Origin of the sequence: Streptomyces sp. NPDC097619 (genome assembly GCF_040302735.1) — a bacterium.
Classification (GTDB): domain Bacteria; phylum Actinomycetota; class Actinomycetes; order Streptomycetales; family Streptomycetaceae; genus Streptomyces.
This window is the reverse complement of the sequence record NZ_JBEOSD010000160.1, coordinates 1-19,239: the sequence shown is the minus strand read 5'-3', so window position 1 is coordinate 19,239 and position 19,239 is coordinate 1. Positions and strand designations below refer to the sequence as shown.

The following is a 19,239-nucleotide window of genomic DNA, read 5'->3' as shown; positions in this document are numbered from 1 at the left end:
CCGATCTGGCCACCACGGGTGCGTATGAGCACGCGGCATCCTTCGGAATGTGAGCGGCGCGCGCCCCCCACCGGGAGGCGCGCGCCGTGGTCAGTGGAAGAGACCCGATCATCGCTCATCGGGTCCGCTTCCCGGCAGGGGGCTGCCGACTAGTTGCGCAGCTGGGGCGCGACGGTCTTCGCGTAGGTGCTGTACTTCGCGTAGACCGGGAAGAAGCCGCGCTTCACGCAGTCCTTGATGCCCCAGGAGACGACGCCGACGATGCGGCCCTTGACGATCAGCGGGCCACCGGAGTCACCGTTGCAGGAGGTGGTGGTGGTGCGGTCGCTGCCGGTGCTCTTCTTGCCCGCGCAGACGTTGGCACCGGGGATGAAGGTCGCGCCCCAGGCCGCCTTGCAGGTGGCGTCCGAGTTGATCGGCAGCGTGGCCTTCTTCAGGTTCGCGGCCAGGTCGGGCTTGGTGGAGCTGGTGCGGCCCCAGCCGAGGATGGTGGCCTTGGTGCCGGCCTTGTAGGAGGCCTTGTCCGTCGAGGTCGTGACCTTGATGGGCTTGGCGCGGGTGGCCGTCTTGAGCGTCAGCACGGCCACGTCGTTGGCGATCGTGCGGGCGTTGTACTTCGGGTGCTTCCACTGCTTCTTGAGGTAGAAGACCTTGCCGCCGTGGAGGCCGTTGCCGTCGGCGATGTGGGTCGCGCCGAGGACCACGAAGCCGTTGGTGACGTAGTTGCGGCCGTGGACGCAGTGCGCGGCCGTCAGGATCTTCTTCGAGTTCACGACGGAGCCCCCGCAGAAGGACCAGCGACCGGCGCTGTCCTTCACGAAGAGCTGCGCCATGAACGGGTAGGACTTGATGCTCGTCTTGCTGCCGCCGATGATGTACGAGTCCCGCTCGGGGCCCCCCGCACCGTTGACGGTCTTGACCACGTTCAGGACCTGCGCGTCCGTCAGCTCACCCGGCTTGACGTCGGCGGCGCCGGCCGGCGCGACCGAGGCGGCCATGAGGCCGACGGCGATGGCCGAGGCGGCCCCGCCCAGGGTGAAGCGGCGTGCGGACTTGGAAAAGATCACTCGAACTCCCCGTAGAAACGGCTACTCGGGCACGCGGGGGCGATCGTTTCCGATCAGGGCGGCAGTGGAACGCTGGGCAGGATGCGCCAGAAGGCCGCGCACGGCTCGACTGCGCGAGGCAGTCCCCACCGAGTCCCCCGACGTGCGGCAGGCGCTGATCCTATGACGTGTTCGCGTCGATTTCCAATCAACAACCGACAGGTTGTGCAGGGAAGTTGACAAATTAACAACTGGTCGCGCCGCTGCACTTGTCGACAAACGACGAAACCGCCCCGCTCACCTGCGTGAACGGGGCGGTTCCGGAAACCGGACGACCTGGGTCAGTCGTCGTTCTTGCCCGCCGGGGTCGTCTTGGCGATCTGCATGAGGAACTCGGCGTTGGACTTCGTCTGCTTCATCTTGTCGAGGAGCAGCTCGATGGCCTGCTGCGAGTCGAGGGCGTGCAGCACCCGACGCAGCTTCCATACGATGCTGAGCTCCTCGCTGTTGAGGAGGATCTCCTCCTTGCGGGTGCCCGAGGGGTCCACGTCGACGGCGGGGAAGATCCGCTTGTCGGCGAGCTTCCGGTCGAGCTTGAGCTCCATGTTGCCGGTGCCCTTGAACTCCTCGAAGATCACCTCGTCCATGCGCGAGCCGGTGTCGACGAGCGCGGTGGCCAGGATGGTCAGCGAGCCACCGTCCTCGATGTTGCGCGCGGCACCGAAGAAGCGCTTCGGCGGGTAGAGCGCGGTCGAGTCGACACCACCGGACAGGATGCGGCCGGAGGCGGGCGCCGCGAGGTTGTACGCGCGGCCCAGGCGGGTGATGGAGTCGAGCAGGACCACCACGTCGTGACCCAGCTCCACGAGGCGCTTGGCGCGCTCGATGGCCAGCTCGGCGACGGTGGTGTGGTCCTCGGCCGGGCGGTCGAAGGTCGAGGAGATGACCTCGCCCTTGACCGACCGCTGCATGTCGGTGACCTCTTCCGGACGCTCGTCGACCAGGACGACCATCAGGTGGCACTCGGGGTTGTTCGTGGTGATCGCGTTGGCGATGGCCTGCATGATCATGGTCTTGCCGGTCTTCGGCGGGGCCACGATCAGACCGCGCTGGCCCTTGCCGATCGGCGACACGAGGTCGATGATCCGCGTGGTCAGCACGCCCGGGTCGGTCTCCAGGCGGAGCCGGTCCTGCGGGTACAGGGGGGTCAGCTTCTGGAACTCGGGTCGGCCGCGGCCGGACTCGGGCGCCATGCCGTTGACGGAGTCCAGGCGCACGAGCGCGTTGAACTTCTCGCGGCGCTCGCCCTCCTTCGGCTGGCGCACGGCACCGGTGACGTGGTCGCCCTTGCGCAGGCCGCTCTTGCGGACCTGGGCGAGGGAGACGTACACGTCGTTCGGGCCGGGCAGGTAGCCGGAGGTCCGGATGAACGCGTAGTTGTCGAGGATGTCGAGGATGCCCGCGACGGGGATCAGCACGTCGTCGTCGGCCACCTGCGGCTCGTTCGCGCCGAACTCGTCACGGCCGCGACGGCCACGACGGTCGCGGTAGCGGCCGCGACGGCCACGGCGACCGCCCTCGTCGTCGAAGTCGTCCTGCGGACCGTTGTCGCGCTGCTGCTGGCCCTGACCTCGGCCGCCCTGCTGCTGACCCTGCTGGCCCTGGCCCTGACCGCGGCCGCCCTGGCCACGGTCCTGCTGCTGGCCACGGTCCTGCTGCTGACCGCGGTCCTGCTGGCCGGCCTGCTCCTCGCCCTTGCCGCGGTCACGGCGGTCGCGCTGGCCGCGCTCGGCGCGGTCCCCGCGCTCACCGCGGTCGCGGCGGTCCCGGCGGCCACGGCCCTCGGCCGCGCCTTCCTGGGGCTGCGCGGCCTCGGCCTTGGCCTCGGTCTGCACGGCGGCCGGCTCGGCCTTGGGCTCCGCCTGCGCGGCGGTGGTCTCCGGGCTGCCGGAGGGGGCGGTGACGCGGCGGCGGCGACGCTCGCCGGCCGGCTGGTCCTCGCTGGCGGGCTGGCCCGGGATGTCGATCTGCTGCGGGGCGCGGCTCGCGGCCGGCTCCTTGGCGGCCGGGGCCTCGGCGGCGGGCTTCTCGGCCTCGGCCGGCTCGGCCGCGCGGGCCTTGGAGGCGGCGGTGCGGCGCTTCGGCTTGGCCTCGGCGGGGGCCGCGTCGGCGGCCTTCGGGGCGCTGCCGCCGCCGGCCTGCGCCTCCTTGATGACCTCGATCAGCTGGCTCTTGCGCATCCGCGCGGTGCCCCTGATACCGAGGCCGGAAGCGACCTGCTGCAGCTCGGCCAGGACCATGCCCTCGAGGCCGGTTCCGGAGCGGCGGCGCTTGGGGGCGGCGCCCGCGGCGGGAGCGCTGGTGTCGACAGTGGTGTCGGCAACGCCCATCAGATCGGTGGTGTCGCTCACGAAGGGTCCTTCCCTGGAGCGGACGTCGGCCTGTCTGGCTCGGCGACCGGTTGTGCTGTCCGGCCTCGGCCCTTTTGTCTGGACCGTGCCGGGGCGGTGGTCCGCCGGTACGAAATGCGGCGGAGGGGAAAATCAGTACATGGGTTCCGGCGAGAAGCCCCCCAGCTGGAAGCGTGGGAATGTCACGCCGATTCCGGAGCGTGCTCGAAACTGCCTGGCAGTGATCAAAGCAGTTGGGGAGGCTCCCGGAAGAAAGGTGGTCCCGGATGGGGACACTGAGCACCGAGCCGCGAGGGCTTCGGATGCGTACTTGAGGTTAACACTACCGGATCCAACAGACATTCCCCCTCTCACTCACCGGCAATCGCGTGACTCACCGGCATGCCGTCCCGCGTGCCCTCGCGCGGGACGGCCGCGTACTCAGCCGCCCAGCGGCAGCACGCTCGCACCCGCGGAGTCCAGGGCCAGCCGGTTCGCGGCCCACCCCTCGCCCGCGAGCAGCGCGACCTTGTCGGCCGTGCCGTTGTCGGCCAGCGCGAGGACCGTGGGGCCCGCGCCGGAGATGACCGCGGGGACCCCGTCCGCCCGCAGTCGGTTCACCAGGTCGACGCTCTGCGGCATGGCCGGGGAGCGGTATTCCTGGTGGAGACGGTCCTCGGTGGCCGGGAGCAGCAGCTCGGGGCGCCTGGTCAGGGCCTCGACGAGCAGGGCCGCACGGCCGGCGTTGACGGCGGCGTCGGCGTGCGGGACGGTGCGCGGCAGCAGTCCGCGCGCGGTCTCGGTGAGGACCGGCTTGGACGGCACGAAGACCACCGGAACGACGGACTCGCCCGGTTCCATCCGGATGGCGCGGGCGGCGCCGCCGTCCATCCAGGCCAGGGTGAAGCCGCCGAGCAGACAGGCGGCGACGTTGTCGGGGTGGCCCTCGATCTCGGTGGCGAGCTCCAGCAGGGCCGTGTCGTCGAGCTTGTTCTCCCCGCCTATGGTCACGGCGCGGGCGGCGACGATGCCCGCGCAGATCGCGGCGGAGGAGGAGCCGAGACCGCGACCGTGCGGGATCCGGTTGGCGCAGACGACTTCGAGGCCGCGCGGCTGTCCGCCCAGCAGGTCGAAGGCGGTGCGCATGGAGCGGATGAGCAGGTGGCTCTCGTCGCGCGGGAGGTTGTCGGCGCCCTCACCGGCGATGTCGATGTTCAGACCGGAGTCGGCCACCCGGACGACCACGTCGTCGTAGAGCCCCAGGGCGAGGCCCAGGGAGTCGAAGCCCGGGCCGAGATTGGCGCTGGAGGCGGGGACGCGCACCCGTACGGCGGCGGCGCGGAACGCTGGACCGGCCATCGCTCGATGACACTCCTTGTGACTGGCTGCGAGAGTTCGCGGCGAATGTACTGCAGAAGGTACGACATCCACAGACCGCTGACGGCGGACCCCTGGCATATGCAGCACGGGTGCGGCATATGCGGCTGACGGATGTAAGTACAGCCTATCGAAGGAAGGTTCCCTCGCGACATAGGGCGCACAGGAGGCGCACGATGCGTGTCCGGGATATCCACCGCCCTTTTGTAGCGTTTCGGGCGGAGTCGTACCGAACTCGTGGGCCCCGGCGGCGTGTCGCGGACCGTGCCGGAAGGGGCGGAACCGCCCCGCGGCGCCGTGCTCGGCGGCTCGCGGTGCGGTGCGGTGCGGATGCCCGTGCGGCCGGCCCTCCGGATGCCCGTGCGGATGCCCGTGCGGGGTTCGAACGCCCGGCGGGGCGGGCGCGGAACGGTCCGCGCCGGACCCGGCGCCCGCGGGGCGCCGGGTCCGGTGCGGGTCAGGCCAGGCCGAGCCGGGCGGCGGCCGCCTCGGCGTCCACCGGGACGGTGACGGGCTGCGGAGCGCCCGCGACCGCCCAGTCGGGGTCCTTGAGGCCGTTGCCGGTGACGGTGCACACGATCTTCTGGCCCGGGTCCACCAGACCCAGCTCGGCGGCCTTGAGCAGACCGGCCACCGAGGCGGCCGAGGCGGGCTCCACGAACACGCCCTCCTGCGCGGCCAACAGGCGGTAGGCGGCCAGGATCTGGCGGTCCGTCACCTCGTCGATGAAGCCGCCGGACTCCTCCTTCGCGGCGAGCGCGTAGTCCCAGGAGGCCGGGTTGCCGATCCGGATGGCGGTGGCGATGGTCGAGGGCTCCTTGACCACCTCACCGCGCACGATCGGTGCAGACCCGGAGGCCTGGAAGCCCCACACCCGCGGGGTCCGGGTCGCCAGGCCGTCGGCCTTGTACTCCTTGAAGCCCTTCCAGTACGCGGTGATGTTGCCCGCGTTGCCCACCGGCAGGACGTGGATGTCGGGGGCGTCGCCGAGCGCGTCCACGATCTCGAACGCGGCCGTCTTCTGGCCCTCGATGCGCACCGGGTTCACCGAATTGACCAGCGCCACCGGGTAGTTCTCGGAGAGGCTGCGGGCCAGGTCCAGGCAGTCGTCGAAGTTGCCGTCGACCTGGAGGATGCGCGCGCCGTGCACCAGGGCCTGGCCCATCTTGCCCAGGGCGATCTTGCCCTGGGGCACCAGCACCGCCGAGACCATGCCGGCGCGGACCGCGTAAGCGGCCGCGGAGGCGGAGGTGTTGCCGGTGGAGGCGCAGATGACGGCCTTGGCGCCCTCTTCCTTCGCCTTGGTGATCGCCATGGTCATGCCGCGGTCCTTGAAGGACCCCGTCGGGTTCGCGCCCTCTACCTTGAGGTGCACCTCACAGCCCGTGCGCTCGGAGAGGACCTGGGCCGGGACGAGCGGGGTGCCACCCTCGCGGAGCGTGACCACCGGAGTCGTGGCCGTGACCGGAAGCCGGTCCCGGTACTCCTCGATGATGCCCCGCCACTGGTGGGTGCGATTGCTGCTCATGGGTCCTTTACTCCCCTTCGACACGCATGATGCTGGCGACACCGCGCACGGTGTCCAGCTTGCGCAGCGCCTCGACGGTCCCCGAAAGGGCCGCGTCGGCCGCGCGGTGGGTGACGACGACGAGGCTCGCCTCGCCGTCCTTGCCCTGCTGCCGGACGGTGTCGATGGAGACACCGTGCTCGGCGAAGACCGTGGCCACCTGGGCGAGGACACCCGGCTTGTCCGCCACATCGAGGCTGATGTGGTAGCGGGTGACGACCTCGCCCATGGGGCTGACCGGCAGCTGGGTGTACGCCGACTCGCCGGGCCCCGTTGCCTCGGCGAGCTTGTTCCGGCAGACGGCGACCAGGTCGCCGAGCACGGCCGAGGCGGTCGGCGAACCGCCGGCGCCCGGACCGTAGAACATCAGCCGCCCGGCCGCCTCGGCCTCGACGAAGACGGCGTTGTACGCCTCGCGCACGGAGGCCAGTGGGTGGCTGAGCGGAATCATGGCGGGGTGGACGCGCGCGGTGACGGACTGCCCGTCGGCCGCCCGCTCGCAGATCGCCAGGAGCTTGATCGTGCATCCCATCGCCTTGGCCGAGGCGAAGTCGGCGGCGCTGACCTCGGTCATGCCCTCGCGGTAGACGTCGTCCAGGCGGACCCGGGTGTGGAAGGCGATGCCGGCCAGGATGGCGGCCTTCGCGGCGGCGTCGTACGCCTCCACGTCGGCGGTCGGGTCGGCCTCGGCGTAGCCCAGGGCGGTGGCCTCGTCCAGGGCCTCCTGGTAACCGGCGCCCGTGGAGTCCATCTTGTCGAGGATGAAGTTGGTGGTGCCGTTGACGATGCCCATCACGCGGTTGATCTTGTCCCCGGCCAGGGACTCGCGCAGCGGACGGATCAGCGGGATCGCACCGGCCACGGCGGCCTCGTAATAGAGGTCCTTGCCGTGCTGGTCGGCCGCCGCGTGCAGGGCGGCGCCGTCCTGCGCCAGCAGGGCCTTGTTCGCGGAGACCACCGAGGCCCCGTGCTCGAACGCGGTGGTGATCAGGGAACGGGCGGGCTCGATGCCGCCGATCACCTCGATGACCACGTCGATGTCCCCGCGTTTGACCAGCGCGGTCGCGTCGGTGGTCACCAGCGCCGGGTCGATGCCCTCGCGCATCTTGGAGGGACGGCGGACGGCCACACCGGCGAGCTCGACGGGCGCGCCGATCCTGGCTGTGAGGTCGTCGGCGTGCGTCGTCATGATGCGCGCCACCTCTGAGCCGACCACTCCACAGCCCAGCAGCGCCACCTTCAGCGGACGCGTACGCATCATTGACCTACGCCTTTCGATCTACCTTCAGCCCCGGTCCGCGGAATTGCGGACCGGGGGTGGGAACCAGTCTCACTCACTGGACAGAGGATTCCACCTCTCGTCCATGGACTGAGATGTCTATTTCATCATCCGAGGTCGAGCCGCAGGAGATCTTCCTCCGTCTCGCGCCGCACGATGACCCGCGCCTCCCCGTCCCGGACGGCCACGACCGGGGGACGCAGGGCGTGGTTGTAGTTGCTGGCCATGGACCTGCAGTACGCGCCGGTGGCCGGGACGGCGAGCAGGTCGCCGGGGGCCAGGTCGGCGGGCAGGAACGCGTCCCGCACCACGATGTCACCGCTCTCGCAGTGCTTGCCGACCACGCGCGAGAGCATCGGTTCGGCCTCGGAGGACCGGGACACCAGCGCCACGCTGTACTCGGCGTCGTAGAGAGCCGTCCGGATATTGTCCGACATTCCACCATCGACGCTGACATAGGTCCGCAGACCCTCCAGCGGCTTGATGGTGCCGACCTCGTAGAGGGTGAACGCCGTCGGGCCGACGATGGCCCGGCCCGGCTCCACGGAGATCCGCGGAGTGGCCAGCCCCGCGGACTCGCACTCCCGGGTGACGATCTCGGTGAGCGCCTTGGCGATCTCGTGCGGCTCCCGCGGGTCGTCGTCCGAGGTGTAGGCGATGCCCAGGCCGCCGCCGAGGTCGATCTCCGGCAGCTCCACCCCGTGCTCGTCGCGGATCGCCGTCAGCAGCTGCACCACGCGGCGGGCCGACACCTCGAAGCCCGCCATGTCGAAGATCTGCGAGCCGATGTGCGAGTGGATCCCGGTGAGCTCCAGGCTGTCGTGGCCCAGGGCCCGGCGCACCGCCTCGGCGGCCAGCCCGTCGGCCACCGCGATGCCGAACTTCTGGTCCTCGTGCGCGGTCGCGATGAACTCGTGCGTGTGCGCCTCCACGCCCACCGTGACCCGGATCTGTACCCGCTGCCGGACGCCGAGCTCCCGGGCCGCGTGCGCCACCCGCGCGATCTCCTGGAAGGAGTCGAGGACGATCCGTCCCACCCCGGCCTCGATGGCCCGCCGGATCTCCGCGACCGACTTGTTGTTGCCGTGGTAGGCGATCCGCTCCGCGGGCATCCCGGCGGCCAGTGCGGTGGTCAGCTCACCGGCCGAGCACACGTCGAGGTTGAGCCCCTCCTCCGCCAGCCAGCGGACCACGGCCTTCGACAGGAACGCCTTCCCCGCGTAGTAGACGTCGGCGTCCTTGCCGAAGGCGTGCGCCCAGGCCCGGCAGCGCTCCCGGAAGTCGGACTCGTCGAGGAAGTACGCCGGGGTGCCGAACTCCTCGGCCAGTCGCGTCACTTCGATCCCGGCGACGGTGACCACACCGTCGTCGCCGCGGCGGACGGTCCGGGACCAGACCTTCTCGTCGAGGGCGTTCAGGTCGGCGGGCGGCGCGGTGTAGTGGCTCTCGGGGAGTACGTCCCCGTGGCGGGGCCCTGCGGGGTGCGCGGAACGGCTCATCGGTCTCTCTTTGCCTTTGCGTTACAGGAGTTCGGGGGCGTCGACGCCGAGCAGGGACAGGCCGCCGGCCAGCACCGTCCCGGCGGCCTCGACGAGGGCCAGCCGCGAGCGGTGGGCGGCCGAGGGTTTCTCCCCGCCGCGGGGCAGCACCCCGTACTGGAAGTCGAGCAGCGCGTCGGCGATCACGATCAGGTGCCGGACCACCCGCTCGGGTGCCCGGTGGTGGGCCGCGGCCTCCAGGACGAGCGGGTACTCGGCGAGGGCGTCGAGGAGGGGGCGGGGATCCGGCCCGTCGCCGAGGGAGGCGTCCGAGCCCGAGGAGCCGGGCGGCAGGGCCGGGTCGGAGCGGAAGCCGAGGTCGGCGGCGTTGCGGGTGAGGGCGCGGGCCCGGGAGTGCGCGTACCGCACGAGGAAGACGGGGTTGCCCTCGTCCTGGACCAGCAGACCGGGCCCGAACACCGGGGTCTCCTTGGCCGGCACGGCCAACATGGCCCAGCGCGCGGCGTCGTCCCCGAACCGGGCCCGGACGTCCCCGTCCCGCGCGGCGACCGGGGCGAGGGGGGTGGGGGCCACGGGGGTGGGCGTGGGGGTGGGGGCTTCGGCGGCGGGGCCTTCGGCGGCGGGGGTGGTCGCCTGCCCGTGGCCCTGGCTGTGGAGGATGCGCGCGAGGGCGGAGGCGACGACCTCGGCCCGGTCGGCGGCCGCGAGCGGCGGGGCCTGCGGCACCTCGACCCCGGCGGCGTACCCGTAGCACGGCCCCCGGTCCAGCACCTCGGCGACCAGTCGGGAGCGGCCCTCGGCGGCGAGCGTGAAGTTGAGGAACCCCGGCCCGGTGATCTCGACCCGGTCCAGCCCGGGGGTACCGGCCAGCTGCCGGGCCAACACCTCGGCGACTTCGCGCGGGGGCCGCCCGGCCTCCTTGGCCAGCCGGAGCGCCACCCCGGAGGCGTACTCCCCCACCCCGCCGGGCCGGGTCCGCTCGACGACGAGCCGCTCGGGCACCCGCACGCGCAACTCCCCGTCCGCGACGGCGCCGCGCACGGCGCGCACGACGGTACGGGAGAGGTCTGCGGGGATCACAGGTCCAGACTAGGGGAGGACCCCCCTTCGGCCGCGAACGGTTTCGCCATGTGGGCGCCCCCTGTCCGCCGCACGCTCCCACCCCAGCTCAGCCCCCCAACCGGAAGTCCGAACTCCGCCACCCGCTGTCCGAGAGCCGGCCCGGCCACACGCGCGAGGGGGCCCGGAAAGGGCAGCGCGGTCAGCCCGGCCACTCGATCGGCTCGGCCTGCCCGACGCACTTGGTGGCGCAGCCGAACTCGACGAGATCAGGGGACTCGACGGGGGGCAGGGGACTCGGGGAACTCAGCCGCGACCGGCGGGGGCGGGTCGTTCCCCTTCGGAGTCCGGGTCCTCGGCCCGAGCGGAACCTCCGCCGTGGGCCTGCCGCTCGGCGACGAGCCGGCGCACGATCCGGATCAGCTCGGCGGGCTCGAAGGGCTTGGAGAGAAAGGCGTCCGCCCCGACCGCGAACCCGCTCTCGACCTCGTACTGGGTGCAGGCACTCACGATGGCCACCGGCAGCCCGCTGGTCCGCGGATCGGCCCTCAGCCGGGCCACGGTCCCGATGCCGTCCAACCGCGGCATGACGACGTCGAGGGTCACCACATCGGGCCGCACCTCGTGGATCACGTCCAGGCATTCGGCACCATCGCTCGCGGTCACGACCTCGAAGCCCTCCAGCTCGAGGTTGACCTTGATCAGCTGCCGGATGACCTTGTTGTCGTCCACAACAAGCACCCGGCCCGACACGCCTGGCACAACTCGAGAGTAGGTGGGCCCCGGCCCCCGCGTCCGGGTTTTCCCCACTTCCGCCCCCTCCGGGCGACCCGCCTCCCCGACCCCCGCAACCCGTTCCTGATCACCCCCCGGAAGCTGGTAGTGTTCTGTCCGTCGCCGCGGGAACGCGGAAGACGCGCCCCCGTAGCTCAGGGGATAGAGCAACGGCCTCCGGAGCCGTGTGCGCAGGTTCGAATCCTGCCGGGGGCACTTCGCAGGAAGTGCCCAAAGACCCCGTCACCAGCGGAAACGCTGAGGCCGGGGTCTTCGCGTATGTGCAGCCGGGTGCGGCCCTGAGCAGCCGTAGGGCAGGGTCCGTGGACTGTGCGCGGACTGGTGATCTTGCCGGCGCCGCAGGTCGGGCCCGGTGCGTGGAGAAGGCCCCCCGGGGGTGGGGTCAGTCGGCGGTGGTGCCCCAGTAGGCGGTTTTGGTGGGGTGGCCGTTGTAGTAGAGGGTCACGCAGTTGCCCTGGGCTCGGGCGGGGTGGTTCAGGCGGCCTGAGTCGAGGGCGGCTTCCCAGTCCTGTTCGGTGGGGCGGCCGGTCGGGGACCAGGCTCTCGTCTCGGCTTCGGTGAGGGGGCGCATGTACGGGCCGTCGTCGTGGTCCGTCGCGTCGATCGTGTGGGGGAAGTCCAGGACGGTGGCCGTGCCGCCGGTGAAGATGAACTCGTGCCAGGCCGGGTCGCGCCAGAGGTCTTCGAGGGGGCGGTCGGCGAAGCCGAAGCGGGGGTCCAGGGCGGCGAGGCTCGTCTCTTGGGCCTGGCGGAAGGCCGCTGCCGGGTCGGGGTACGGGCCCGTCTGTGTCCACGTTTCGCCGCCCATGGCTGTGCCTTCTCGTTGGGTTGTCCTGAGGAGGTCGCAGCGTAGGGGGTCGGACTGACAGGGCTGGTGGTGGTGGGAGTGGCACGCGGTGGGGAGGCAGCGGGAAGCCCCGGACTCGGGTGGCGGGTCCGGGGCTTCCTTGTGGTGCCGGGGGTCAGGACTGGGGGGTGGTGTCCTCGGCGGCGGCCTCGTTCGGCGTGCTGGTCTTCTCGCGCATCTTGCGGAGGAGTTCGGCCTTGAGGTCGGCCGCGCTCTGGCGGTCGAGGTTGCGGTGCGGGCCGTTGTTCTGGCGCTCCGTGCGGGACTGGCGCTTGCGCTGGCCGCCGCCCTGGCCCACGGGGTTGTTGATGTTCTTGCTCTTGGTCACGGGTTCTCCCGGTCGTGTGGTGCGGTGATCTGCGGACTCGTCGGTGGGGGACGGGCCGGGGCCGTGTCGGTGGACTTCGGCCGGGCCCGTCACGCTCTCACTCGTAGATCGGCGTCTGGAAGAACATGGCGGTGACGTTACCTGTTCCTGTCGGGTTCGCACACCGGACTTTTCGACCGATGGGGGGTGGGTCGGGCGGAGGGGCGTGGGGTGGGGCGGGGCGGAGTGCGCGCGGGGTGGTGGTTTGGAGGGATCGACCAGGGGGGTTGGGGGATCCGATGGACATGGGTGGAGGTCCGCGTGGTGGGGGTGGGGGCGGGCTTAGGTTGGGATTCGGCCTGGGTGTCTGCCGGGTCTGACCAGGGAGTTCGTGGAGTTCACGGGAAGGCTGGCGTCATGCGGGAGCTTGTGGGGACGGCGCGGGAGTGGGTGGCCGAGGGGCGTACGGGGTTCCTGGCGCGGGCGGTGACCGAGCAGGGGTTCGGGCCGCGGGTGCCGGGCGGCGCCGTGCTCGTCGATCCCGAGGGGGGCTGCGCGGGGAGCCTGTACCGCGGGGTGTTCGACGCGCAGTTGGTGGCCGAGGCCGCGGCGGTGCCCGCCGGGGACACGGCGCGGGTGTGCGAGGTGTCCGTGCACGGTGCGGAGGCCGAGGCGGCCGGGCTGACCTGTGGTGGGCAGGCGGAGGTGTTGTTGCAGCCGCTGGAGTCGGTGCCGGAGGAGTGGTGGCGGCTGCTGGGCGAGGGGGCCGGGGCGGCGCTGGTGTCGCGGCTGGACGAGGCCGGGCGGCAGGTGACCAGCAGTGTGGTGCGGCCGGGGCGGGAGCCCGGGTCGGAGGCTGAGCGGCGGGCGCTGGAGCTGTTGGGGCACCACCGGGCCGGTCGCGACGCGCTGTGCGGGGAGGCGGATACCGGGCTCGTGCTGATCGAGGCGCTGCCGGCGGATCCGTTCCTCGTGATCGGCGGCGGCGGGGAGCTGGCGGAGTTGATCACGGCGCAGGCGCGGCTGCTGGGGTGGTCTGCGGTCACGACGGTGGACGGGGCGGAGGCGAGCGGGCTGCTGGGTGCCGGGCGGGGATCCGAGTGCCTGGTGATGCTCAGCCATGATCCGTCGTTCGACGTACCGGTGCTGCGGGGTGCGTTGACCGGTGGGGTGCCGTACGTGGGCGCGCTCGGTTCCCGCAAGACGCAGGCTCGGCGTCGGGACGGCCTGCTCGGGACCGGGGTGACCGAGGAGCAGGTGAGCCGCGTGCACGGGCCGATCGGGCTGGACCTGGGGGCACGGACTCCCGCCGAGACGGCGATGGCCATCTGCGCGGAGATCCTGAGCACGCTGACGGCTGGGGACGTGGAGTAGCGAGGTCGCGGCGCGGCCCGGGGGTGGGGTGGGCCCGGGGGGAGGGGCCCGGGGGGACGGGCCCTGAGGGAGGGGCCCGGAGGGAGGGGCCCGGAGGGAGGGGCCGGCTTGGGGCCCGAGGGCTGCGTGCCGTGGCGGGATTCGGGACCGTGAGGGTCGCGGGCGTCGTCAGGGGTGGGCTGAGGCTGGGCTGGGGTGGGGTGGGGTGGGGTGGGGTGTGATCGCGGCTGGGGTCCGGGCTGGCGCATGAGTGGGCAGGGAGGCGGGCCGGCGAGCTCGGCGGCCGAGGGGTGGGGCCCGTTTCACGGTGGCGGCGCCCGATGCGGGCGCGGCTGCTGCTCGGGCCGGAGTCGGACTCGGCGGCCGGGCGCTGGTGGGTGGAGCGTCTCCCGGCGGCGGTCGGCTGTCGGAGGCGCGTCCTTCTCATGGAGTACCTGACAGTGCCTGAAGTGACCTGGAGCGACCTGGATCGACCTGGAGCGGGTTCTTGCGGAGGTCCGGGGGGCGAAGGCGGCTCCGGGCCACCGGGCACCGACCGCGGGCCGCGGGCCGCGGCGGCGGAGGTCGGATGGCCGGTCCACTCCGGGCCGCTCCGCTGCGTTCTCGGGCAGTGGTGGGCGTGTGGCGGGCGAGGTACCGCCGGCCCCGTGTCGGACTCGGCGGCCGGGCGTGGCGGACGTGACGGGCCGAGCCCAGGGTGCTGGCTCGGGACGGAGCTCGGCCCCGGGGGGTGGTGGTCGCCCGTGGCGCGTGCCTGAGCGGATCTTTCGGCGGGAAGAGCTCGGTGCTCAGGGGCGGCGGCGTCGGCGGCGGGTGGGGGGTGGGGGCCAGTGCGTGAGGTAGGTGCGGGCGTGTCGGGTGCGGGGGTGGTCGGGGCCGAGGACGCGTTCCAGGGCCGCGGTGACGGTCGCGTACCGGGCTCGGGCCTCTTCCTCGCGGCCCAGGGCGCGCAGGGTGACGGCGAGGTTCGCGAGGGAGACCAGGGTGTCGGGGTGGTCGGGGCCCAGGAGCCTGAGGTGGTCGGCGCCGGCGCGTTCCTGGAGGGCGAGGGCCTCGGGGTAGCGGCCGGCCGTCCAGTAGGCGATCCCCAGGTTGGCCGCGCAGGTGAGCGTGTCGGGGTGGTCGCGGCCGAGGAGGTGGTCGTACGCGTCGAGGTTCTCCTCCTCCAGTACCAACGCTTCCTCCGTGCGGCCGGCGGCGGTCAGGGCACCGGCCAAGTGGGCGCGGGCGCCCAGGGTTTCGGGGTGGGCGGGGCCGTGGGTCCGTTCCGCGGCCGCCACCACTTCCTCCAGGAGGGCCGCCGCTTCGGAGAAGCGGTTGAGGTCCAGGTACGAGCCGGCCAGGCGGATGCGGGCGGACAGGGTGGCCGGGGCCTCCGGGCCGGCGAGGCGGGCGTGGTCCGCGACGAGTCGTTCCTTGAGTTCGAGGGCTTCGGCGCGGTAGCCGGCGAGGGCGTAGGCGGTGGCCAGGCCGGTGCGGTGGGCGAGCGTGGCGGGATGGTCGGGGCCGTTGGCGTCCTCGGTGCGGCGTGCCAGGTGCTGCCAGTGGAAGGCCGCGGCCCGGTGCAGGCCGAGGGCGTTCAGGCAGTGGCCCGCGCGGGCCAGAACCGGGTGCGGGGCGGGACTCCACAGGGCTTCGGAGGGGTCGGCGGCGAGCAGGCGGGTGCGGGAAGCGAGGACGAGGGCCAGCTCCGGGTCCGTGTGGTCCGTCTCGGGCCAGTGCTCGTGGAGTGCGTCCGCCGCCGCCCGGAGGACGCGCGCGGTGGGACGGGCCTTGAGCCGGGCCACGCGGACGGTCCGGGCGTGGACCCGGACGAGGGACGGGCCGTCCGGCTGCGGGTCCTCGCCGAGCAGGCCGTAGCGGTGCAGGAGGCGTACGGCGTCCCGGGCCTGCCCCGGATCCACCTCTCCCCCGGTCGCGTCGCCGAGGTGGCGGGTGAAGGCCGCGCCGGTCCAGAGGACGGCCGGGTGGGCGCCCGGGCCGAGCGCGGCGGCGAGCCGGAGGGCGGGCGCCGCCAACCCCACCGGGTCGCAGTCCTGTGCGGCGGCGAGGCAGAGGAGGTGGGTGGTGCGGGCGGGTGGGGGGAGGGCTGTGGGGGGCGTGGGGGCTGTGGGGGCCGTGAGCGGTGTGGAGGGCGGGGACGGGGCGGGCCGAGTGGGTGCGGCGGGCGAGGCGGGCGAGGGTGTGGTGGAGGGGGGCGGGCTGGTGGCGGGAGGTTCGGCGTGGGGGTGGGCGTGGGCGTGGCTCGGGGTGAGGTGATCGGGGTGGGGGGGTGTGGGGGCGAAGGCCGGGTCAATGGGGTGCGGGGGAACGGAAGGAGCAGAGGCGGGTAGTGGGGTGGAAGCCCGGTCGGGGGGCGGGGTTCCGGCAGCGGGTGCGGGGGAGGGTGGCGCGGCGGCAGGGGTGTGGCTCGGCGGTTGCGCGGCCCCACGGGCGGGGAGTACGGGGGCCGTGGCCAAGCCGTTCGGCGTGGTGGTGGGCGGGGCCGACGGGCTGCCGGCTTGGTGACGCGTCGGGCGAGGGGGGTGGGTGGCACGCTGTACGGAATGGGGCGCGGGGCGCACGGGGGCGGGCCCGGGGACAAGGCCGCGGACGGGGTGCCCGCTGTCGGAGGGGGCGGGGGTACCACCACCGGCCGGGTGGGGGGAACGGCCCGCGTGGTCCGCGGGGGCAAGGCCGCGGTCGGGGTGCCCGCTGTCGGAGGGGCTGGGGGCACCACCACCGGCGGGGTGGACGGGTACGGCACCGGGGTCGGGGGCCGCGCCCTCGGAGGTGCCGGAGTCGGGTAATCGGACGGGCTCGGCTCTGTGGACGGTCGGCCCGTTCACGGGGGCGGCAATCGAGACGGGGGCGGGAGCCGGACCTGGCCGGGGCCGAGGGCCCGGCCCGGAGCAAGGGGCAGGGCTCCCAGGAAGGACCGTCTCCGGGTCGGGGCCGGGGCCTGGGCGTTCCGGCAGGGCGGATTCGGCGACACGGGTGGAGTGGGGGGACCGGGTTGCGTCGTCTGGGTCGACGGCTTCCGATGCTGAGCCGACGCCTTCGAGGGGAACGGGGACAGGGGTGGGAGCGGGAGCGGGTCTGCCGCACTGGTGGGGACCCCGGAGGGCACCTTCCGGGTGGGTGGGCACCTCGCCCGGGGTCGGAGCCATGCCGGTGCCGGCTTCCGCGGGGAGGACGGATGCGGGGAGGACGGATGCGGGGACGCGGGCGGGCTCCGGTCCGTAGGCGGGGTGGGAGGGGCTGCTGACGAGGTGGGTGGTCCGGGACCGGGAGCTGCCGTCTCGGCCGAGGGGTTCCGCGTCGGGGGGCGGAGCGGGGTTGGTCCGGACGGCTTCTGATGGAGCCGGTTCGAGGAGGTGGCTGTGGGTGGACCCGGGGGCGGGGGCGGGGGCGGGCTGGGGGCGCCCGGTTCCGTCGTCGGGGCGGGTCGGTGCCTCGATCGGAGCCGGCCCCGGCGCGCGGTCGGGGTCGCGGTCGGGGTCCGGGGCGGGGGGCTGTCCCGCTCGTGGGGTGGGGGGCGGGATGGGTGTGCGGTCGGCCCGGTCGTCGGGGGGCGGGTGCGGGGCGGTGGCGGGTAGCGCGTCGGGGGGAGACGGGGTCGGGTGGGAGCGAGAGCGGGTGCTGCGGAAGAGGGTGAGGTACGCGGCGCAGGGGGTGTCCATGTTGAGCAGGTAGGCGGCGGCCTGGGACAGCGCCAGGGGGTGACGGTCGAGGGCTTCGGCGAGGTCGGTGACCCGGTCGTCCAGGAGGTCCTGTCGGCCTGCGGCGGTCAGGCGGCGGCGGAGGTACGACACCGCTTCCCCGGGGGTGTAGGGACCGATCTCGACGGTGGCGCGGCCGCGGGCGGAGCGGTGGTTCCGGCGGTGCCGGACGGTGGCGAGGGCGCGGCCCGGGCCGGCAGCGGTGGCGGGCGGCCACCAGCGGCCCAGGGCTTCCGGGTCGGTGATGTCGTCGAGGACGATCAACCACCGTCGGCCGGTGGTCGCGAGCCAGTCGAGGAAGGCGCGGGCGTCGGCGTCTGCGTCCTCGCCGGTGGCCTCGGGGACCCCGGTCAGGCGGGCGGCCCGCGCGTACGCCGCCGTGACCCGGGCGGGGTCGGAGGCGTCGGCCCAGACCACCAGGCCGGTGCCCGCGGCCAGGGCCTGTCGGGCGCAGGCGGCGGCCAGTTGGGTCTTGCCGACCCCGTCTCCCCCGGATCCGCTCCGCGTGAGCAGCACGGTGCCGTGGGTGGCGCCGGCCCGTTCGATGCGGAGGCGGAGGGCCGGGCGGGCCTCGAAGGCGGGTGCGGGGCGAGGCACCGTACCGATCAGCAATTGGGCGCTCGGCGCGAAGGGCGGCGAGGGCGGGTGACCGCCGGAAGGCGGGGTGCCGGAATCGGGCGTGGGCGCGGTCGGGGACGGGGACGGCCGCAGGTGGGAGCGCGCGGGCGGGTGTGAGTACGGGGACGGGGAGTGCTGGGCCGGGTGCATGCGGAGGCCGCGGCGAACGGGGGGTTGGGCGGGGTGCTCGTCGCGGGGGGCCTCGGGGCCGGTGCGGGGGGCGTGGTCGGCTCGGCCGTCGGAATGGCGTCGGACGGCGTGGTGGGAGGGGCCCGGAGCGGCCTGCGGCCGAGGGCCGGTGGCAGGGCCGTCGCTCGCCCCGGGATCGAGCCCGTTCTCGTGCGCCGTCCCCCTCTCGTGCGCCGTCCCGTCTCCGTACGCCGTACCGCTTCCGTACGCCGTCCCGTCTCCGTACTCGTGCTCGGACCTGCACGACGCGATCGTCGGGGACCCGTCCGCCCCCGAGACCGGCGCCGGCGAGACCGGCACCGGCGGGGACGGGGCGGCGGTGCGTCTGCGTCCGTGTGGTGGGAGCGGGACGTCCGGCGCCGGCTCCGCAGCCCGTCGCGTGGGGGTGGGGCGGGGTTCGGTGGGCTCGGGGGGCTCGAGGGGCGCGGTGGTCGGGGGGTGGCGGCGTCCGTGGGGTGGGGGGACGGGGGTCGGGCGGGACGGTCGGTTCATCGGGTTCCCCGCTCTGCGCTCGCGCGCGGTGCGTCCAGTGGCCGGCCTCCTTCGACATATACGGCGCGGGCCGCGCCGCCGCTACGCCTCGATTCGGCCTCTTCCGGTGCGGGGCCGGAGGCTCCGGGCGGGGTGGGCGGGGCCGGCGGTGCAGGCGTGAACAGGGCCGTTCGGGGGTATTTTCATGTTATGGACACATTCGTGGACATCGTGTGGTTCCTGGCCGTCGGCATCATCGTCGTGGCGTTCCTGATGCTGGGCTTCTGGCTGGGTCAGCGGGTACGGGATCGTGAGCCCGCCCCGCCGGCCCCGGAGAGCCAACCGAGGATGCCCGTTTCCGGCCGGGCGGAGATCTGCGAGGACCGGGAGTACGTGGACTTCCCGGCGGGCGGCCTGCGGCCGCATGAGCTCCAGGGGTACGGGAACTTCGGATCCCGGAGCGCTCACCACGAAGAGGAAGCGACCACGACCGCGCAGGAGGACGCGGCCGCGCAGCCGCCACCGACGAGCGGGACCCGCGGGTTCGGCACACCGGGCGGCCGCATGAAGCCGGCCTGATCCCCGACCCCCCTGATCCCCGACCCCCCGTTCCCCGCCCCGGCGCCGCAGCGCGGACCTTCGAGCCGACCGTCCGTCCGGCACGGGAATCGGGGAAGCGGGAAGTGAGAAGCGAGACGTCGGAGGGGCCCCGCACCGGGT

13 protein-coding genes and 1 tRNA gene are annotated in these 19,239 nt (G+C 73.4%); 3 read left to right on the top strand and 11 right to left on the bottom strand.

Going from position 1 to position 19,239, the window contains the following annotated elements; translation table 11 throughout:
* Window positions 1–149: 149 nt before the first annotated feature.
* The 8 genes from ABTZ17_RS30670 to ABTZ17_RS30635 all read right to left on the bottom strand — a co-directional run bounded on the left by ABTZ17_RS30670 (window position 150) and on the right by ABTZ17_RS30635 (window position 11,027).
* Window positions 150–1,067: a S1 family peptidase gene (locus ABTZ17_RS30670; RefSeq protein WP_352199036.1), complete on the bottom strand. Its 918-nt coding sequence runs from the start codon at window positions 1,065–1,067 to the stop codon at window positions 150–152.
* Between the two features lie 320 nt (window positions 1,068–1,387).
* Window positions 1,388–3,457, bottom strand: coding sequence for a transcription termination factor Rho (gene rho, locus ABTZ17_RS30665; protein WP_352199035.1), 2,070 nt, complete (start codon window positions 3,455–3,457; stop codon window positions 1,388–1,390).
* Window positions 3,458–3,877: 420 nt separating this feature from the next.
* Window positions 3,878–4,795 (bottom strand): homoserine kinase, encoded by a 918-nt coding sequence (gene thrB / locus ABTZ17_RS30660; RefSeq protein ID WP_352199034.1) that lies wholly within the window; start codon window positions 4,793–4,795, stop codon window positions 3,878–3,880.
* Between the two features lie 475 nt (window positions 4,796–5,270).
* Window positions 5,271–6,341 carry a threonine synthase gene (thrC, locus tag ABTZ17_RS30655; protein ID WP_352199033.1) on the bottom strand — a complete coding sequence of 357 codons (1,071 nt, stop codon included), beginning with the start codon at window positions 6,339–6,341 and terminating at the stop codon, window positions 5,271–5,273.
* A gap of 7 nt (window positions 6,342–6,348) precedes the next feature.
* On the bottom strand, window positions 6,349–7,638 hold the full coding sequence (locus tag ABTZ17_RS30650) for a homoserine dehydrogenase (protein WP_352199037.1): 1,290 nt from the start codon (window positions 7,636–7,638) through the stop codon (window positions 6,349–6,351).
* A 128-nt stretch (window positions 7,639–7,766) separates the two neighbouring features.
* A complete protein-coding gene (gene lysA / locus ABTZ17_RS30645; protein ID WP_352199032.1) occupies window positions 7,767–9,158 on the bottom strand; it encodes a diaminopimelate decarboxylase in 1,392 nt (463 codons plus the stop codon).
* Between the two features lie 21 nt (window positions 9,159–9,179).
* Window positions 9,180–10,238 carry an ArgS-related anticodon-binding protein NrtL gene (gene nrtL, locus ABTZ17_RS30640; RefSeq protein ID WP_352199031.1) on the bottom strand — a complete coding sequence of 353 codons (1,059 nt, stop codon included), beginning with the start codon at window positions 10,236–10,238 and terminating at the stop codon, window positions 9,180–9,182.
* Window positions 10,239–10,523: 285 nt separating this feature from the next.
* On the bottom strand, window positions 10,524–11,027 hold the full coding sequence (locus tag ABTZ17_RS30635; protein ID WP_352199030.1) for a response regulator: 504 nt from the start codon (window positions 11,025–11,027) through the stop codon (window positions 10,524–10,526).
* Between the two features lie 108 nt (window positions 11,028–11,135).
* Between ABTZ17_RS30635 and ABTZ17_RS30630 the strand changes: the two genes are divergently transcribed.
* Window positions 11,136–11,207, top strand: a tRNA-Arg gene (locus ABTZ17_RS30630).
* A gap of 187 nt (window positions 11,208–11,394) precedes the next feature.
* Here ABTZ17_RS30630 and ABTZ17_RS30625 read toward each other — a convergent pair.
* Both ABTZ17_RS30625 and ABTZ17_RS30620 read right to left on the bottom strand, forming a co-directional pair.
* On the bottom strand, window positions 11,395–11,820 hold the full coding sequence (locus tag ABTZ17_RS30625; protein ID WP_352199029.1) for a hypothetical protein: 426 nt from the start codon (window positions 11,818–11,820) through the stop codon (window positions 11,395–11,397).
* A gap of 154 nt (window positions 11,821–11,974) precedes the next feature.
* Window positions 11,975–12,187, bottom strand: coding sequence for a DUF6243 family protein (locus tag ABTZ17_RS30620; RefSeq protein ID WP_352199028.1), 213 nt, complete (start codon window positions 12,185–12,187; stop codon window positions 11,975–11,977).
* A 396-nt stretch (window positions 12,188–12,583) separates the two neighbouring features.
* Between ABTZ17_RS30620 and ABTZ17_RS30615 the strand changes: the two genes are divergently transcribed.
* Window positions 12,584–13,540: an XdhC family protein gene (locus tag ABTZ17_RS30615; protein WP_352199027.1), complete on the top strand. Its 957-nt coding sequence runs from the start codon at window positions 12,584–12,586 to the stop codon at window positions 13,538–13,540.
* A 788-nt stretch (window positions 13,541–14,328) separates the two neighbouring features.
* Here ABTZ17_RS30615 and ABTZ17_RS30610 read toward each other — a convergent pair.
* Window positions 14,329–17,838: a tetratricopeptide repeat protein gene (locus ABTZ17_RS30610; protein ID WP_352199026.1), complete on the bottom strand. Its 3,510-nt coding sequence runs from the start codon at window positions 17,836–17,838 to the stop codon at window positions 14,329–14,331.
* A gap of 891 nt (window positions 17,839–18,729) precedes the next feature.
* Between ABTZ17_RS30610 and ABTZ17_RS30605 the strand changes: the two genes are divergently transcribed.
* Window positions 18,730–19,098 (top strand): DUF6479 family protein, encoded by a 369-nt coding sequence (locus ABTZ17_RS30605; RefSeq protein WP_352199025.1) that lies wholly within the window; start codon window positions 18,730–18,732, stop codon window positions 19,096–19,098.
* Window positions 19,099–19,239: the final 141 nt, after the last annotated feature.

Bases quoted from the DNA above. Each gene is read 5' to 3' on its own strand.
- thrB (WP_352199034.1), bottom strand. From the start codon at position 4,795: ATGGCCGGTCCAGCGTTCCGCGCCGCCGCCGTACGGGTGCGCGTCCCC.
- thrC (WP_352199033.1), bottom strand. From the start codon at position 6,341: ATGAGCAGCAATCGCACCCACCAGTGGCGGGGCATCATCGAGGAGTAC.
- ABTZ17_RS30650 (WP_352199037.1), bottom strand. From the start codon at position 7,638: ATGCGTACGCGTCCGCTGAAGGTGGCGCTGCTGGGCTGTGGAGTGGTC.
- lysA (WP_352199032.1), bottom strand. From the start codon at position 9,158: ATGAGCCGTTCCGCGCACCCCGCAGGGCCCCGCCACGGGGACGTACTC.
- ABTZ17_RS30625 (WP_352199029.1), bottom strand. From the start codon at position 11,820: ATGGGCGGCGAAACGTGGACACAGACGGGCCCGTACCCCGACCCGGCA.
- ABTZ17_RS30615 (WP_352199027.1), top strand. From the start codon at position 12,584: ATGCGGGAGCTTGTGGGGACGGCGCGGGAGTGGGTGGCCGAGGGGCGT.
- ABTZ17_RS30605 (WP_352199025.1), top strand. From the start codon at position 18,730: ATGGACACATTCGTGGACATCGTGTGGTTCCTGGCCGTCGGCATCATC.